At 44.8% G+C, this 16,793-nt stretch carries 14 protein-coding genes and 1 other annotated feature; of the genes, 1 reads left to right on the top strand and 13 read right to left on the bottom strand.

Translation table 11 applies throughout. The features are described 5' to 3' along the window. Positions 1-67: 67 nt before the first annotated feature. From holA to E4K68_RS09965, 3 genes are all read right to left on the bottom strand, one after another. Positions 68-1,087 (bottom strand): DNA polymerase III subunit delta, encoded by a 1,020-nt coding sequence (gene holA, locus E4K68_RS09975; RefSeq protein ID WP_135378790.1) that lies wholly within the window; start codon positions 1,085-1,087, stop codon positions 68-70. Positions 1,088-1,344: 257 nt separating this feature from the next. Continuing rightward, the gene (locus tag E4K68_RS09970; protein WP_135378789.1) at positions 1,345-3,855 is read right to left on the bottom strand and encodes a DNA internalization-related competence protein ComEC/Rec2; all 2,511 of its coding nucleotides are present in this window, start codon (positions 3,853-3,855) and stop codon (positions 1,345-1,347) included. Continuing rightward, positions 3,852-4,496, bottom strand: coding sequence for a helix-hairpin-helix domain-containing protein (locus E4K68_RS09965; protein WP_135378788.1), 645 nt, complete (start codon positions 4,494-4,496; stop codon positions 3,852-3,854). Before E4K68_RS09965 ends, E4K68_RS09970 begins: the two co-directional genes overlap by 4 nt. A gap of 356 nt (positions 4,497-4,852) precedes the next feature. Here E4K68_RS09965 and E4K68_RS09960 point away from each other — a divergent pair, with 356 nt between their 5' ends. After that, complete coding sequence (locus E4K68_RS09960; protein ID WP_135378787.1) at positions 4,853-5,725, top strand: hypothetical protein; 873 nt, start codon at positions 4,853-4,855, stop codon at positions 5,723-5,725. A gap of 180 nt (positions 5,726-5,905) precedes the next feature. Here E4K68_RS09960 and E4K68_RS09955 read toward each other — a convergent pair whose 3' ends face one another. The 10 genes from E4K68_RS09955 to E4K68_RS09910 all read right to left on the bottom strand — a co-directional run bounded on the left by E4K68_RS09955 (position 5,906) and on the right by E4K68_RS09910 (position 16,653). After that, positions 5,906-6,088 carry a hypothetical protein gene (locus E4K68_RS09955; protein WP_135378786.1) on the bottom strand — a complete coding sequence of 61 codons (183 nt, stop codon included), beginning with the start codon at positions 6,086-6,088 and terminating at the stop codon, positions 5,906-5,908. After that, entirely contained in the window at positions 6,085-6,408 is a 324-nt protein-coding gene (locus tag E4K68_RS09950) for a hypothetical protein (protein ID WP_135378785.1), read from the bottom strand. The genes E4K68_RS09955 and E4K68_RS09950 overlap by 4 nt, the downstream gene beginning before the upstream one ends. A 24-nt stretch (positions 6,409-6,432) precedes the next feature. Further along, complete coding sequence (locus E4K68_RS09945; protein WP_135378784.1) at positions 6,433-7,758, bottom strand: PhoH family protein; 1,326 nt, start codon at positions 7,756-7,758, stop codon at positions 6,433-6,435. 204 nt (positions 7,759-7,962) lie between these two features. After that, a complete protein-coding gene (gene leuS / locus E4K68_RS09940) occupies positions 7,963-10,467 on the bottom strand; it encodes a leucine--tRNA ligase (RefSeq protein WP_135378783.1) in 2,505 nt (834 codons plus the stop codon). Between the two features lie 199 nt (positions 10,468-10,666). Then, positions 10,667-10,865: a binding site (T-box leader), on the bottom strand. A gap of 42 nt (positions 10,866-10,907) precedes the next feature. Continuing rightward, entirely contained in the window at positions 10,908-11,267 is a 360-nt protein-coding gene (gene rsfS, locus E4K68_RS09935; protein ID WP_243450325.1) for a ribosome silencing factor, read from the bottom strand. Continuing rightward, the gene (gene yqeK / locus E4K68_RS09930; protein WP_199241738.1) at positions 11,257-11,838 is read right to left on the bottom strand and encodes a bis(5'-nucleosyl)-tetraphosphatase (symmetrical) YqeK; all 582 of its coding nucleotides are present in this window, start codon (positions 11,836-11,838) and stop codon (positions 11,257-11,259) included. Before yqeK ends, rsfS begins: the two co-directional genes overlap by 11 nt. A 755-nt stretch (positions 11,839-12,593) precedes the next feature. Continuing rightward, positions 12,594-12,845 carry an RNA-binding protein gene (locus tag E4K68_RS09925; RefSeq protein ID WP_135378782.1) on the bottom strand — a complete coding sequence of 84 codons (252 nt, stop codon included), beginning with the start codon at positions 12,843-12,845 and terminating at the stop codon, positions 12,594-12,596. A 100-nt stretch (positions 12,846-12,945) separates the two neighbouring features. Then, a complete protein-coding gene (nadD, locus tag E4K68_RS09920) occupies positions 12,946-13,596 on the bottom strand; it encodes a nicotinate-nucleotide adenylyltransferase (RefSeq protein ID WP_135378781.1) in 651 nt (216 codons plus the stop codon). A gap of 327 nt (positions 13,597-13,923) precedes the next feature. Next, complete coding sequence (locus E4K68_RS09915) at positions 13,924-14,607, bottom strand: vitamin B12 dependent-methionine synthase activation domain-containing protein (RefSeq protein ID WP_135378780.1); 684 nt, start codon at positions 14,605-14,607, stop codon at positions 13,924-13,926. A 39-nt stretch (positions 14,608-14,646) separates the two neighbouring features. Continuing rightward, a complete protein-coding gene (locus tag E4K68_RS09910; RefSeq protein WP_135378779.1) occupies positions 14,647-16,653 on the bottom strand; it encodes a hydantoinase/oxoprolinase family protein in 2,007 nt (668 codons plus the stop codon). Positions 16,654-16,793 lie beyond the last annotated feature (140 nt).

Genomic DNA, 16,793 nt, shown 5'->3' with positions numbered 1-16,793 from the left:
ATAGCCTATAGGTTTTGTGTTTTAGCTTTAGCATCAAGCGAATAGCGATGCAGCGTGTGCGAACGGGCTAATAAACTGACTCCCCTTCCTCCCCACAAAACCTTATAATCATCATCTCCAACAAAAGTCCCGGATCCCCGCCACTAGTCTTTAATGCCAAATCGGTCTTCAAGCACTCGGTCAACGCCTTAGCTAGTTTTTCCGATGATAACTTTAAAGATTGTTGCCAGACTTTTTGTGCTTCATAGGGTGAAATTCCTAGCGCAGAAGGAGCCTCTGCCACATTCCCGCCACGCTTTCGCAAGGCATTACAACCCAAAAGAAGCCGTACTTGACGAACCAGCAATGTCAAAACCTTCAAAGGATGCTCTTCACGCAGCACCTTATGTAATGTCTGCAAAGCTTTTGAAGAGGACCGACCTGCCACAGCATCCAAAAGATCAAAGACGCTTGCCTCAATCGTACGGGTTGTAATGGCTTTAATGTCTTCTTCCGTTATTTTTTGGCGATCCTGAGAATAAATCACGAGCTTATCTAATTCCTGGCTTAAAACGCCGGTATGATGTCCTGCCCATTCAATAAATTGAGACATAACCTGAGCGTCCATCGTTTTCCCTCGTGCCTTTAATTCCGACTGAACCCAGGCAAGCCAATCCTGCGATCGTTTCGGCGCGCAGAATTCCACGATCTCTCCAGTACGGTCAAGCGCTTTATAAAATTTTCTTCCCCTGTGCACACTTTCAGCAATGAAAAGGAGACTGGTAGCAGGGTTAGGGTTGGAGAAATAATCCAAGAATAGTTCCAAGTCGGCCCCCTGACCGTCCTGAAAATAGGGCACCTCTTCAACGATCAGGAGACGATTCGCAAAGAAGGACATCGTATTGGCCCGTTCTAAAATGGTTGCTGGAGACAACTCCTTTGCGGAAACAACTTCGATTCCGCTTCCGGAAGGGTCCGTCATGAAATAGAACGACTTAAGGACTTTTAATGCCTCTTGAATTAAGAAGCGATCCTCTCCATACCACAAATGAACAGCCGGTATTTTCCCCCTTGTTACGTTTTCCTTAATTCGTTCAATTTCACGCATCTCAAACACCCCCAGTACCCATTTTAAAGGACACTCCTCAAAAAAGCCAGAGCGCTATTTTATTCCTCCTGATGCCATTTGCAAACGCCATGGAAGCAATACATAAAAAAAGCCCTCCACGTTCCTGAGATCGTGAAGGGGCAAAAGAAAGAGGAGGAGAAAAGAGATGTTCCTTGTTATTGTTGCCCAACTCTTCCTTTTTATACATCTATACAATAATTTTTGGAAATAAACTTGAAATTTCCTCATTATCTACATTACCGACCAGGAATGATTTCCACTCCGCGTTTGCCCAACAGAAGCCGTAGGGTTCCGTGTTCATCTGTCCGATAAACTGGAATGTGTCGATCTTCCCAATACTGCAATACTTCTAACGAAGGATGGCCAAACGTGTTTTTCCCTACAGAGATCCATACAGCTTGAGGATGAATAGCATCTAACCAAGGCCGAACAAGGGAAAACCGACTCCCATGATGCGGCTCTTTAAAAATGTTAGTCTCTAAATCCACACCCGTTTCAGCGATGTCGGTCATTTCTTCTTGCTCCATATCTGCCGTCAGCAAAATGCTTTGCCCTAAATAGTTAAGCTTTAGTACCAAGGAATTGTTATTCTGATCTGAATGCGTCCCTTCGAGCACCTGATGTGGACCTACCACATCAAGCCAAGCCCCCGAATCAAGATCGATCCGATCTCCCAACTGAAGCATTCGTAACCGATCAGCCTGATTAGTTAGCTCGAAGGGAAGACCTACCTTCCATTCCTCACTTTTCAATCGGTCCCCCACTGCAGGTACCCCTACCCAATCTGTCGGGATATTAGCCACTACTGCCCGGACTCCCCCGATATGATCCTGATGTTCATGGGTGATCAGTACTGCATCCAAATGTCCAATTCCGCTTCGCAATAAGTAAGGAAGAACAATTCGCTCCCCGGCATCAAACCGTTCGCTACGTGGTCCTGCATCAAGCAATATAGCATGGTTCTTAGGCGTCCGAATTAAGATTGAATCTCCTTGACCCACATCGATCATGGTCACTTCTAAATCATTCCGCGAATTCCAAGGACTCCACAGGGAGAGAACAATCAGCATTATACCGGCAAAGCGAACCGGTAATCCATTTTTGCCTATTAGCCAAAACGGCATTTTCGCCTTCAAACACAGCAATGGTCGACAAATTCCCCAAGGACATCGTTCAATAATCTCCGCGGCGAATGTTTTCAACCCTCTTCTAAGCCGAAGGAACCTCCCCTTTGCTATAAAAATTACGCGTTTACGCCCCCAGAGGACAGTTCCAAGTCCACCGTACCAAATTAACCAGAAGAGGGACCCCGGGTTAATAACCCAAACATCGGCGTAGGGTAATTCAGCCAACATTTTCAGAATAGCATTCGTCCCGCCTAGCAGCCATAAACTCACCTGAAAAAGCGGGGCAGACAACACCCCTGAGAAAGAGAGGCAAACCCCGATGAGCCCCACTTCCAGCACACTACCTAAGATAAAAAGGATAAAGACATTCGCAAAAAATCCGATCAACGATAATCGATGAAAGGCAGAGATCAAAAGGGGAAGGGTGGCTACTTGCGCTGCCAGTGTACCAGCAACAGCAAAACGAACAAGAGCTGGGATGTGTTCAAGCCACTTTCCCTTAAGAATCCAAGGGGTTAGTACAACAATCCCCCAGGTAGCGGCAAAGGAAAGCTGAAATCCAAGGTCCTGAATTATTAAGGGATTCTGAGCAAACAGCAATACTGCGGCAAAGAACAGCCAACGCAGCGTAGCCACTTTTCCCCGCCCCAAACGCCCAAGCAGAACAGCGATTCCCAGAATAGTCGCTCTGACAATCGGAGCATTCCCCCCACAAAGTGCCGCATAAAGCAAAAGGATCAAGATTGTTCCGCCAATCCTTAGTTGTTGCGGCAAAAAACTCAGGAGCAGCCAAGACAGCCCCAGCACAAAGGCCACATTGGATCCCGAAGCTGCAAAGACGTGCAGCACGCCTGTCACTTTGTAGCGTTCTTGAACCAACTCCGGAATACGACTAGAATCTCCGAAGAAAATGCCCTCTAAGACTCCCGTATCTTCCGGCTCCCAGGGCTGAAGCTGATTTCTAACCTGTTGGCGAATTTTCCAGGTCAAACTAGGCTCCCCCGCTGAAAGAAGTACCACACCCCCTTGTGCGCTTATTGAACCACTTAAACCCCTCACTCCGTCGTAAAGCCGCAGATCAAACGCACCAGGTGTGCCAAGAGGTTTCGGCCGTTCCAAGTGCGCTTGAAAACTAATGCGATCCCCAGGCTGAACTCGCTTCCACTCCCCTGGTATCTGACCCAATTTATCAGCATAAACCGTCAGGCGATATGTCTGACCTTTTAGCTCTTGCCCAGAATTAGCAGAAGAATCCCCACTACTTTTCGTCGCGCCGCCTTCACCTTGCTCAACACGCAGAACCCCCACGAGCTTATCCTCAGAACTACTCCAGTCTTTGATTTGACCTATAATATCGACATGGTCCAAGATAAGAGGCTCTGGCAATGTGCGCTCCGCTAAAGCCCCATATGCAAAGCCAACCAAGAGGCTTACTCCAAGCAAAAGAATCTCAGGGCGAAACACTCGGCCAAAAAAATCACGGGGTCGCCAAAATACAAAGCGTACCCCGAGCATGACCAGAATCCCGAAAACAAAAAAACGTACTTCTTCCGGTAAATATGCACCACAAAGCCCACCGACCAGAAGGGCCACCGCTCGTCCTATCCAGGGATCTTTCATGGGCTAACCGTCACTTGTGCAGCCATCTTCTCATACGTTTTGTCCCCAATCCCTGAAACGTTTTTCAAGTCCTCAGCCCTGGCAAACAACCCATGTTCTGCTCGATATTGAAGAATCCGTTCCGCCAATGCCGGACCAACCCCCGAGAGCTTGTCCAGCTCAGCCGCGCCAGCAGTATTAATGTTAATCTTTCCTCCGCTGGGTGTTGGTACAGCAACCGATGCAGGATTAGCAGCCGTCGTTGGGCTGGCTGCAGGAGTTGGAACAGATTGTGAAGCAGGACTAACACCCGCCGAATTCGGATTACCAATAACCGCAGACCCTTGAGCAAGAGGGGGGCTCTTGTACGGCACAGATACCTTCTGTCCATCCTTAAGTTTTTCCGCAGGATTCATACTCTCAAGGTTAGCCTCTTGCAACGGAGATACCTGCTTTAGGGCATCATCCAAGCGTGCATCTGAATTTAAATGAACCAGTCCCGGTTTCTCAACTGCACCAGTTACGTAAACGACAATCTCTCGGTTTGAAGCTGTTTTCTGAAGATAAGCATTGGAACCATGAGGTAGAAAGAGCCTCCAAATGGCAAAAACCACAAAACCCACGATCACAAACCACCAAACATAGCGCAACTTACGTTCCATTCGCAGTACCGCCTTTAAACCTACTTGAAAATTATGAGTTTCACCTAATCTTAAGTCTGATTTCGCTCTATTCCTTCTTTTTCCTGCTGCGAAATCCCGTTTATCCTGTCGGATTGAGTAGTTTTAATAATAGGTTACCTCGAAATCATCGACTCGATGAAGGTGATACCTCGCCAAAGTATCACAGACGGAAACAAAATAAGGGCGCCATTTGCTTTTACTGGTACCGTTTAATTGTTGATTATATTAATTTACAGGTAGAACATTGTTGTGAATGGAATACGGCTTATGGGATAAAATATAACCATCGGACAGACGGGTCCGGTTTTTTATTTTGTAGTAAAGGGAAGTATTAAATGAACCTTTTCTGGACTAATACAATTTGGTATGTGCTACTAGGGATTTCAACCGTTATTGAAGTAATAGTTTCAATTATCAAAGCCAAAAGGCGGAAACTTGCTTTTGCCTTTTATTTGACTTTGGTAGGGTTGGTTCTTTTTTTCGAAACCATGATACTTATTATATTTAAAGCCTATAATTACTACCCCATGATTATTCTTACCTCACCTTTCGATGATGTTCTTGCTGGAAACCTTTTCTCACAGTTCACAGTAGCAGCAACAGCCCTCTTAGTTGCCGTATTTAATTTGGAGTATTATTGGATTTTTCTATTGTCTGGATTATACGGTTTGATTGAAGAATTGTTTCTGGCTTTAGGTATCTATTCTCATAATTGGTACCGAACATGGATGACTGTTATTGGGTTGATTATATTCTTCTGGTGGGCGAAACGGAATTACTTAAAAAGCTTAAACGGTATTAGACCACTTAGGTACTATCTTTACATAATTTTAGGATTGTTTCCTCTGGATGTAGTTACCCTATTATGGGGTTTTATTCTATCTGGATATCAAAATTACTCAAGAAATTTCATTCCTGATCCTATACGAAGTCCCTACGTACTAGCATTATTATATTATTTGTTTGTAGCAACTATCATGGTATTTATCTATTTTTCAAAACTGAAACGTCTGTTGAAGTCCATGATTATTCTAGCAATCTACGTTGTTAATTATTTTTCCTATAAGCTTCATATTATTTACTTTTATAATACAAATTGGTTTTTAATTTTCTCAACTGCATCTATTCTTTCGATCTATCTTTCAGTTGCTTTCTTAGATCACTTATTCATCTGGCGGGCACCCCGTCCCCCAAAGCCGGGATCTTGAACGGTTAGTTTGCTGCGTCGTAAGCACCGAGCACTGTGTCACACAAGTCCCCCTACCCGCACCAGACGGTGCACATGAAATGTGCCGTCCACCCAAATGGTCCCTCTCCCATCCGTCCTTCGTCCCCCCACGTCCTCCTGCCCCAAGCCCGGGACGCAGTGTGACACTAGCGCGACGTCTTTACGTAAGCAGCCTAGCAAACTTCCGTTCAAGCGACTCGACCCCAGATACAGGGCAGTGCACAGGACGTGCGCTGCCGCCAGTGAGCCAGGGACGGCTCATCTGGCGGGCACCCCGCTCCCACAAGCCTGGAGCTTGAACGGTTAGTTTGCTCTGCGTCGTAAGCACCGAGCACTGTGTCACACAAGTCCCCCTACCCGCACCAGACGGCGCACATGAAATGTGCCGTCCACCCGAATGGTCCATCTCCCGTCCGTCCTTCGTCCCCCCACGTCCTCCCGACCCAAGCCCAGGACGCAGTGTGACACTAGCGCGACGTCTTTACGTAAGCAGCCCAGCAAACTTCCGTTCAAGCGACCGACCCCAGCCACGGGGCAGTGCACAGGACGTGCACTGCCGCCAATGCGCCAAGGACGGCGCTTTTGGCGGGAACCCCGCTCCCCAAAGCCGGTCGCTTGAACGGTTAGTTTGCTCTGCGTCGTAGGCACCGAGCGCTGTGTCACACAAGTCCCTCACACAAGTCCCCTCTATAACAAACTCGCAGCCCTTGTAGCAAGTTCGCTTCGCTCCCCGCTAATCAGTCGTACCTGACCATAGAAAGATTGACCATTTAACCGCGAGGCTAGATGGGCAAGACCGTTACTCTCCTTATCCAGATATGGATGATCAATTTGATCAGGATCTCCACAAAGTACAATCTTCGTTCCTTCGCCAGCTCGGGTGATAATCGTCTTTACTTCATGTGCCGAAAGGTTTTGAGCCTCATCAATAATGATGAATTGATTAGGAATACTGCGACCCCGAATATAAGTGAGTACCTCTATTTCCAGTTGCCTCTTTTTGATGAGCAGATCAATGGCACTGTCAACGATCGATTCGCTACCTCTCTCGCGCTCTTTCTCTCGCTTAGAACGAAGTAAATACTCAAGATTATCATAAATCGGTTGCATATACGGGCGAACCTTCTGATCCTTCTCCCCAGGTAGAAACCCAATATCTTTACCAAAAGGAACAATCGGTCGCGCACAAAGCATTCTAATATATAATTCTCCATGAACTGTTTGTTCCAAACCACTAGCTAAGGCAAGCAACGTCTTCCCGGTTCCTGCCGGACCCATCAAATTGACCAACGTGATCTCCGGATTGTTGAGCATTTCTAAAGCCCATGACTGCTCCGGATTCTTGGGTCTAATATCCCACGGAGCAAGCCTTTTGCCGATGTTATAAATTAATTTTTTCCCATCCGAAGACGAAATAAGAGGAAGGACACTATTATCACTCAAAACTGCTTTTGTACAGCGGTTCGGTGACATGGGTGTCTGTAAGGGTATTGATTTATTTTGATAAAGGGTAGCGACCTCGGCATCCTCCATTGGCAATATTACGATCTCGTCCAAAATCGGGGGCAAAATCACTTTATCATTATAGTAATCTTCTGTTAAAATTCCCAAAGCATCCGCTTTAACACGCATAGCAATATCTTTGGTAACCAATATAACGGCGCGCTGTTCTTCCTGTGCTAAATTCAAAGTGACCGCTAAAATTCGATTGTCTGGCAATGTCACGTCTGAGTTTACTGGCAAGACTCCATTTGAGTAATGATTGAGCTCGATCCTGATTTTTCCTCCATTTGGGGAGGGGACGCCCAAAGAGAGTTGACCTTTTTCTCTTAAGCGATCAAGATGCCGGATAGCCTCTCGAGCAGCTCTACCGACATTTTCTAAAAGACGTTTCTTACTTTCAATTTCCTCCAACACTACATAGGGAATAACAACATCATTATCCTGAAAATTAAAGATTGCGTAAGGGTCATGCAGCAATACACTGGAATCGAGTACATATACCTTTTGCAAAATATTACACTCCCTTTTCTGCCGCTCTTTTGATAGTATATTCCAGATCCTACTAATTTTCTTCAACCTGACGACCCATTTCCAAACCAGATCTATTAATACTATATTCCAAACCTGGCCAACCATTCTTACAAGCTCATCATTCCTCAAATGAAAAAGGGTAAGCTCGCCGATGCAAACTTACCCTTTTCCTATAATACCTATTTACTTGACAACTATGTTAACCAGTTTACCCGGAACCGTAATGACTTTGACAATCGACTTTCCCTGAATCCATTCACTGACTTTGGGCTGAGAAAGCACCATTTTTTCCAACTCGGCTGCTGAGATTTCTGCAGACACTTGAATTCGGTCACGAACTTTTCCGTTCACTTGAAGAACAACTGTCACTTCGTCTTGTACGAGAGCGGCTTCGTCCACTTCAGGCCAGGGTTGTTTGTGGATGCTCTCTGAGTGCCCAAGCTCCCTCCAAAGCTCTTCTGTGATATGCGGAGCAATTGGAGCAAGGAGTAATAGAATTGCTTCGACTGCTTCACGACCGACCGCGGCATCCGCCGTAGGCTGCTCCTTATAGAGGTACAAAGCGTTAACCCATTCCATAATAGTACTGATCGCCGTGTTAAAGTTTAAGCGCGTCCCAAGGTCTATTGTGACCCTTTGAATCGCCAAATGGGTGTGGCGGCGTAATGCTTTCCCTGGTGCATCCAAGTGCCCCCATCCGCTCATTTCATTATTGGAGTCGGATGGTTGAGTTTGGAGTTCCTTTATGATGGGCTCATATTGAGCGACTAAGCGCCAGATGCGATTAAGGAAACGGTAACACCCTTCAACTCCTTGGTCACTCCACTCCAAGTCCCTCTCAGGTGGAGCTGCGAACAGGATGAATAATCGTGCCGTGTCAGCACCATATTTACCAATAATCAACTCTGGGCTGACAATATTCCCTTTGGATTTGGACATTTTAGATCCATCCATGCAAACCATCCCCTGCGTAAGCAAGTTTTGGAACGGTTCATCAGCTTGTAAATATCCAAAATCCCGTAAAGCTTTAGTAAAGAAGCGCGAGTAAAGAAGGTGAAGGATTGCATGCTCCACACCACCAACGTATTGATCCACATTCATCCATTGATCCACAGCCGATTTAGAAAAAACTGCCTCCGAGTTACGGGGATCTGTATAGCGGAGATAATACCACGAGGAACAAACAAACGTATCCATCGTATCCGTCTCACGTCGAGCAGGACCTCCACACTGTGGGCAAATTGTATCAGTGAAGGCAGAAGAGGTCGCTAAGGGATTTTCTCCAGCTTTAAAGACAACGTCCGCAGGGAGCATTACTGGCAACTGTTCTTCAGGAACCAGGACTGTTCCACAAGATTCACAATAAACGATCGGAATAGGTGCTCCCCAATAACGTTGACGGGAAATAAGCCAGTCACGCAAACGGAAATTTACTTTCCGTTCACCCATGCCTCGGCGCTCCACTTCATCTGCAATCCGGTCCCAGCCCTCTTCATTGTCCAGACCATCAAAGGAATCAGAATTAACCATGAACCCTTCTCCTGTAAAAGCAGCCTCTAGCGGTTGATCTTTATCTTCCGGCGCACTGCCCGCTGGCATAATAACGGTTTTAATCGTTAGACCATACTTCGTTGCATATTCAAAGTCCCGTTCGTCGTGAGCCGGTACGCCCATGACCGCACCCGTTCCGTATTCGAGAAGAACATAGTTAGCAATCCAAATCGGGACTTTCTGTCCATTGATCGGATTAACGCAATACGCCCCGATGAATAACCCTTCTTTTTCTGCCTCCGTTGAAGTCCGCGCAATTTCATTGAGACCATTCATCTTCTCAATGAATGCCAGCACATCCTTCTCGTAGTCCGTGCCTTCCACAAGCTCTTTAACGAGCGGATGTTCAGGAGCTAAAACTACATAACTCACCCCGTAAAGGGTGTCAACCCGTGTAGTGTATACCGTAATCTTATCCTGGCGTTCATCCAAAGGGAATTGTACCTCCACCCCTTCAGAACGACCAATCCAGTTACGCTGCATGGTTTTCACCTTTTCAGGCCAACCAGTCAGCTTGTCCAAATCTTGAAGCAAAACATCCGCATAATCCGTGATTTTGAAGAACCACTGTTCCAGGTTTTTCTTCGTCACTAAGGTGTTACAGCGTTCGCACCCTCCATCGACAACTTGCTCATTGGCAAGTACCGTGGCACATGAAGGACACCAGTTCACCGCAGCCTTCTTCTTATAAACCAATCCGTGTTTGTAAAACTCTAAAAACAACCACTGCGTCCATTTATAATAGCCAGGATGGCAGGTTGCCATCTCCCGATCCCAGTCATAAGAAATTCCCATCTCTTTAAGTTGACGCCGCATGTTAGCGATATTTTTCCAAGTCCAGTCTGCCGGTGGAGTTTGATGCTTGATCGCCGCATTTTCCGCAGGTAAGCCAAACGAATCCCAACCGATCGGATGAAGGACATTATATCCTTGCATCCGTTTATAGCGAGCGATAACATCGGCGATCGAGTAATTACGGACATGACCCATGTGCAAATCTCCCGAAGGATAAGGAAACATGGCCAAGGCATAATACTTTTTCTTAGAGGAATTTTCCTCCGTCTTATAATCTTTGTTTTCAACCCAATGTTTCTGCCACTTTGGTTCGATCTCGGAAAACGAATACTTTTCTTGCATAAACCCTTCCCCCTTAATTATAAAGAAACTTAGCTAACAACAAGCCTCAGATGCTAAAGAGTCAACTACTTCACACAAACTTGACTTTCTAAACGAATTTCATAAATGGAGCCCGAGAAAATTACATCACTACTATATACAGCGGACATAGCTAACGCAATGCCACACACTTTCCTTACATTAAAAAATCTCCCGTCCCTAAAGGGACGAGAGACGTGCTCCCGTGGTACCACCCAATTTTATAAGTGCTCAAACGATCTTAACGGTTCGCACCGGTGTTCATTGCAACCTGAACACAGCTCCAGGGTGAGTTCCCCAAGTCTCCTACAACGGCTTGCACCTTCCGCCGCCTCTCTAAGTGAGGATTCCTAAGTACTACTCCCTATCGTTGCTTTTACGTGTTTGTTTTGGTTAGTTTCGTTAATTTAGCTGGCTTGCTTCTAAACTTCGACAGAATCGAATGAGACAACTCCGGCATCCTTCCAAAGGCGCTCCAGTTGATAAAATTCACGTTGCTCTGGAGTCATCACATGAATGACTAAGTCTCCACCACAATCCATCAAAACCCATTTAGCATCGGGTAATCCTTCAAGATGAGCAACCGGTACACCGATATCCGGCAACTTTTCCTCCAAATAGTTCGTGATTGCTTTAACCTGAGTGGTTGAATTCCCAGTTACAATCAAGCAGTAATCAGTGATTGCCGAAATACTCCTTACATCCAAAAAAGTAATATCTCCACCTTTTTTGTCCTCGACAAAACTAACCACATTTTTAAGCATTTTTTGATCAAGTTCCAAAATTTATCCTCCTTTGCAAATCATCATAGGTTAATTGAGTTAAGGGATGAATCGGGCGTTTGCCTTCTTTCAAATATATTAAAGTGTGTTTAACACAGTCTAATGTACCCTTTTCTAAATCATCATACAAGGATTGACGCAAATTGTCCACTTTTGGAAAATCACGATTAGATTCCGTTAAATCCGCACTGTAAATAAGCATCTCTAACAAGGACATTTCCGGTCTCCCCAACGTATGATTCGCAACCGCCGCTAAAACGTCAGCATCTTCCAGCCCATAAAAATGTTCCAACCAATAAGCCGCAACAGGACCATGTAAAACATACGGATTTTGTTCATCTTCAGTATAACAAAGTAAATCCCACCGTCGTGCCAACCCTAACTGATCCTTAATGGGCATTTCCTTTGCCAAATCGTGCACCAATCCAGCACAACGCGCTTTAATCGGATCCAAACCATGATGCCTGGCCAACTCATCCGCCCAATCAGCAACACCCAACGTATGTATCAATCGTTCCTCCGAAAGAACACGAACCGCTAAATTCATCATCTCATCAACCTGCAATATCACGTATCTCCCGCTCCTCTTTATATCTCTTATCTTTTTTATCCTTTTGTCTCATATCTATATCTTTGCCACTTCTCCTATCCCTAATCTCTTATTATACTTTATATTCTATCAATTAATCGATTCCGTTGTAAAGAGAAGAGAATCGAACACTCTATACAATTCCCGGGTCACTTGGCTAAGACACAAACAAGACCTTCGAGATTAGTAAACGATTCTTGAAAAAGCTAAATCCTTTCGGAATAGGAAAGCCCTTCATTCACCTAAAAAGCACGCAAAGTGCTTTTGCGTCAAAGACGTAAACAGCCCAACCGTCAACCAAGCCCCGTCGACCCAAGCTAGAGGAAGTTTCTTAGCTTAGTGAAGCACGGTGAGCGGAATCGCGTCAATGAGCGCAGACGATTAATCGTTAAGAAACGCAACGGGACTTGTCCATGACTCAAACAGGACGTTTGAGGTTAGAGCATCGCCATGGATGGCAAGATGCCGAGATGGACTGATGCCGCGGTGCCAAGGATGGCAAGGAGCGACGGGCATGCAGAACAGACCATAGGTTTTGCGTTTTAGATTAATCGTCAAGGGAATAGCGATGAAGCGAGTGCGATCACGATAGTCTCCGGTGGAGACTATCGCCGAAGGCGCTTACCCCAAACGAACACATACCGCCGTAGGATGCTAAGAAACTTCCTCTCTACAACGAACAGGAGACCCCCCACAAGCATGTCAGAGGATCTCCTGTACAACAATCCGCAGGGCTTTTACATTTGTTTTGGTTTCGCTTCGTTCACCGTCAATGGCCGTCCACCGAAATCTTTGCCATTAAGCTCTTGTGCAATGCGTGCTGCGTCCCCTTCTTCGACTTCGATAAAACCAAACCCACGGGAGCGACCCGTTTCTCGATCGGTAATAATCCGACTGCTTTCAACCTGACCATATCCACCAAAGAATTCACCAAGTTCATCTGCTGTAGTATTCCAAGGAAGATTTCCAACATAAAGAGTAGTTGTCATTAGAACTGTCACCTCTTGTCCTGAATTGATTCACTGATCGTTTTTAGTATGATCAAATCCAGGCAGAGTATGCGAACTAGTTGATGATAATTACAGAGAATTAATCATGATGAGACAATTCCTCCTGCGAATACAGCCCACGTTGTTGAATAAAAAGACGCACTGGCTCAGGCAAAAGATAACGAATGGGTTCACCACGTCCGACTCTTGTTCGAATGTCTGTTGAAGAAATCGCTAAGGCGGGAACTTCCAAAGAGTGAATCCTCCCCTGGGTTTCAGGGTTGTCTTCTTGAACCTTCAAAAGAAAATCGCTTGCGTCAAACCCCGGACGTGCTGCGCCAATAAATTGAATCAACGTGAGAACTTCCTCGGCATCGCGCCAGGAAAAGATCTCCAGAAGAGCATCTGAACCCGTGATAAAATAAAGTTCATAATCCGGCCAAGTGCGGCGTAAAACGCGTAACGTATCAACCGTATAGGAAGGCCCGTTTCTCTTAATTTCAAGAGCAGATAGCTCAAAAGCAGGATTATCCTGAATAGCGCGCTCAACCATCTCATAACGTAACTCTGCAGCTGAGACGTCTCTTCCAATTTTATGGGGCGGATTTCCAGTCGGAATAAATAACACTTTGTCTAGATGAAATTCAACTCGCGCCATTTCTGCGGCAACCAGATGCCCGTAATGAATTGGGTCAAAAGTTCCGCCCATAATCCCCAACCTACCCATTTTGCCTTCTAAAACATTATTCATTATTTTCTTCTCCATAGTCTACAGCCACTCAACTTCGTCGTTAATCATTTAATAGCTTATAGTTTTTATTGGATTTTCTTAATCTCATAAAATCTCTAAAGAGAACTACAACGCGTAAGATTATATAAAAAGTTGGATATTAAAATGATATTTGTTCATATGTATTATGCCATAGTATACCAGCAGTGTATACCCAAGAATAGGGTGTCGCTATTTTTTCTAGCCGTGCATTGGCGCATAATACGCGGGATTAAATTAAGCCGCCCCTTCCATAGCGGAAGAAGCGGCTATCTCCATAACCTTCTTTGATATAGTATTTGATTTCCATTAATGGATTTTATAACTCTCTGCGTATTCCTTATCAAAGAGTGCTTTTCTGCTAGGGCACTTCTCTCGAGGACACAATTGGCAGTTTTCAAATGTACCTTCTTTTGGAAAACGAATCCCTGAAATACTCTTAATCGGAAGCATAAGGTAACTGTCAGTCAGTTGAACCCCGATTAACTCTTTTACATTACCTAATAGTTCAAATAGATGTATTTGCTCATTGATTGGCCAATCAGACAATGAACCCGGATTCATTTCGACAGCATGCCCCAATCCAAACTCTTTATCTAGATGTGCTTCAAACGTTTGAAAAGCTAAACGCAGTACCATTTCCTTAATCGTATCAGCACAAAAGATTGTAAAAACATCCTCAAATTGTTTAGACCAGTCTTCCAACTCAGTCCCGCAGGTAACAACATATGGAAAGACCTCTAAAGCCTCCTCCAGGTTAACCCGTAGAACACGACTGGTAAACTTGATTCCATCGATAACAACAAAGTTATCTCCTTTCGCTTCAATCTTTGCGTTTTTATAGACTACTTTAGGTCTTGCGAGTAACTGAGCTTCAGCAGCCATCATTTTTATTTCAACTAAACAATCACTTTCTTCATTAATACGTAACTTTTCTTGAAGCTCTTTAAAATCAATTTCACAGGGAATATTGTCCAGAACAACCTTATTCATCAGGCATCTCCTTCCTTTATAAAAGTCATTTGAAAAACACTAGAATCCCACAGTATCCAAAAAGAATTTCTCTTTTATCTCTTCCCGTTCCCACTCCGGACGTTCTACGGCGGTTATTTCAATGAGTGATTCCATATAGATATCGTTTTCTATCATACCGACTTGCGCATATCTATCCTCATGGTTCACTACTAACTCATATTCTTTTGCTCCTGCTTTTCTTGCTGCAAGTTCTGCCCTTATCTTCGCTTCGTCCAATGCATAGGCTACTGCATCTCCTAGGTTCTCGAACATCTTGCGTTCCCAGGGGGCATGCATCAAATAGGTTCCATCTTTTTCGCCAGGCTTAATCAATACCTTTACAGTTTCCATGATCTTGCCGGTGGCAGCCCCAATAGCGTTGGCCACTTCAGCATGCTCCGGAATAATCAAACAGGTATTCATTTTCTCAGCCACATCTGGCAACCAAGCCCGAACCGGAGCCCCGATGCCAACAATTGGCATATTCATTTTAAAGGAACAGTCAAACTCTTGACCTTGTTTGGGTGATAAGGCCTTTTTTATGAAATACATAACTTCGGGTGTGTTTTTTATCCTAATGCTTTGCTCATCGCAGCCCACAAGGCTCTGAAGGCAGGTAATGCAAAGGTCATTGATTATCTTTTCTGATGTAAGTTGAATGAACTCATCTGGGCTTTTTCTCATCCGACTTGCTAAGATTTTTACTCCTATTTCCGCTGCTTCCCGGTTCCATTGGTTATAAGTCCCTTTGGCATGCAGAATGTCCGTGGGTGTGAGCGATATTCTGGCTAATACCCCCAAATTAACGAGATGTTGCAAATTTAGAAGATTAGGATCAAGATTCATTCTTTGTGTCAGATAATATAAACTTCTTGGACCAGTTTGAAGAATTTCGACGACTCTTTTTTCTAGGTCATTTAACACTTCAAATGTAGCTTGTTTTAGGAACATGAAACAATCCGTTGCTTGGGCAAACATAAGATCGTAGGTCTTTTCAAAGTTCATCTTCAATTCATCGACCAAATAAGGATATTGGTACGCAACCACGGACAAAGGCCATACCCTTTGGGGGCCTACCTGAATTTCGCCGTCTTTGTGGATTTGGATATAGCTATCGCCCCCTAGACCGTACGTATAGATTTGTGCAGCCTGGACACGTGTAAGCCAGCCACCGACTGTTGCTCCTTCTTGGTTGATCCTGGGCACTCCGTTTTTGAGAATTGCGATATCAGTCGTAGTTCCTCCCATATCGAGTACAAGGGCCTCAGAAGTCTTAGTAAGAAAAGTCCCTCCTATGATACTGGAAGCGGGACCCGAGAGAATAGTTTCGATTGGTTTTTCGCGGGCTAAAGCTTCGCCCATCATACATCCGTCACCTTTAACAACCATGATGGGAGCTTGTATTCCTTTTTCATCAAGTACTTTTTTAACAGACTCAATTAAGTCAGTAATAATCGGAATTAAGCGCGCATTGAGGACTGCCGTAACTGTTCTTTCATGGAATCCTAAAGAAGTCGTTAACTGGTGAGCACACACCACTGGAAGATCCAGGATTTCATTGACCATACCCATGACAGCAATTTCATGTTCTGGATTCCTTACGCTAAGATATCCCGAAATAGCTATAGCATCTACTTTTCCTTTAAGTTCGTAAATAGCTTGGCGGGTCTTTTCTAGATCTAGTTCTGCGTTGGGATACCCTTTAATATTGTGTCCACCTTGCAGAACGTGGTAATGTTTCACTGGCAATGACTCTATGGGTTTATAGCCAATCATCAAAAGCCCTACCTCACACCCGCGACCTTCTACGATTGCATTGGTTGCCAATGTGGTTGATAGTGAAACCGCACTGATATTCTTAAAATCTTCAAAGTCTAAATTAGAGATGCAATTTCGAATGCCAATCGATAGATCCTCACGAGTAGTTAATGCTTTGGCCTTCTTCAATATCTGTTTGCTCCTGAGCTCCACGACCACACCATCAGTATATGTTCCTCCAGTATCGATTCCTAATACTAGTGACATTTCTCTCCCTCCTTACATAACTAGTGGCTACCTGCAAAAGCAGGTAGCCCAATAATCTTGGTTACTCGTCTTCGCCTGGCATATGTCCGACAGCGTTTTCTACAATTTCTCTGATCTTTCCGGCGATATCCTTCGGTAGA

This window comes from Desulfosporosinus sp. Sb-LF (genome assembly GCF_004766055.1).
In the GTDB taxonomy this organism is placed as follows: Bacteria; Bacillota; Desulfitobacteriia; order Desulfitobacteriales; family Desulfitobacteriaceae; genus Desulfosporosinus.
The sequence above is the reverse complement of the archived record's forward strand: the minus strand, read 5'-3'. Positions and strand labels throughout refer to the sequence as shown.

Bases quoted from the DNA above. Each gene is read 5' to 3' on its own strand.
- E4K68_RS09960 (WP_135378787.1), top strand. From the start codon at position 4,853: ATGAACCTTTTCTGGACTAATACAATTTGGTATGTGCTACTAGGGATT.
- E4K68_RS09910 (WP_135378779.1), bottom strand. From the start codon at position 16,653: ATGTCACTAGTATTAGGAATCGATACTGGAGGAACATATACTGATGGT.
- E4K68_RS09915 (WP_135378780.1), bottom strand. From the start codon at position 14,607: ATGAATAAGGTTGTTCTGGACAATATTCCCTGTGAAATTGATTTTAAA.
- leuS (WP_135378783.1), bottom strand. From the start codon at position 10,467: ATGCAAGAAAAGTATTCGTTTTCCGAGATCGAACCAAAGTGGCAGAAA.
- holA (WP_135378790.1), bottom strand. From the start codon at position 1,087: ATGCGTGAAATTGAACGAATTAAGGAAAACGTAACAAGGGGGAAAATA.
- E4K68_RS09965 (WP_135378788.1), bottom strand. From the start codon at position 4,496: ATGGAACGTAAGTTGCGCTATGTTTGGTGGTTTGTGATCGTGGGTTTT.
- nadD (WP_135378781.1), bottom strand. From the start codon at position 13,596: ATGAATAATGTTTTAGAAGGCAAAATGGGTAGGTTGGGGATTATGGGC.
- E4K68_RS09925 (WP_135378782.1), bottom strand. From the start codon at position 12,845: ATGACAACTACTCTTTATGTTGGAAATCTTCCTTGGAATACTACAGCA.
- E4K68_RS09970 (WP_135378789.1), bottom strand. From the start codon at position 3,855: ATGAAAGATCCCTGGATAGGACGAGCGGTGGCCCTTCTGGTCGGTGGG.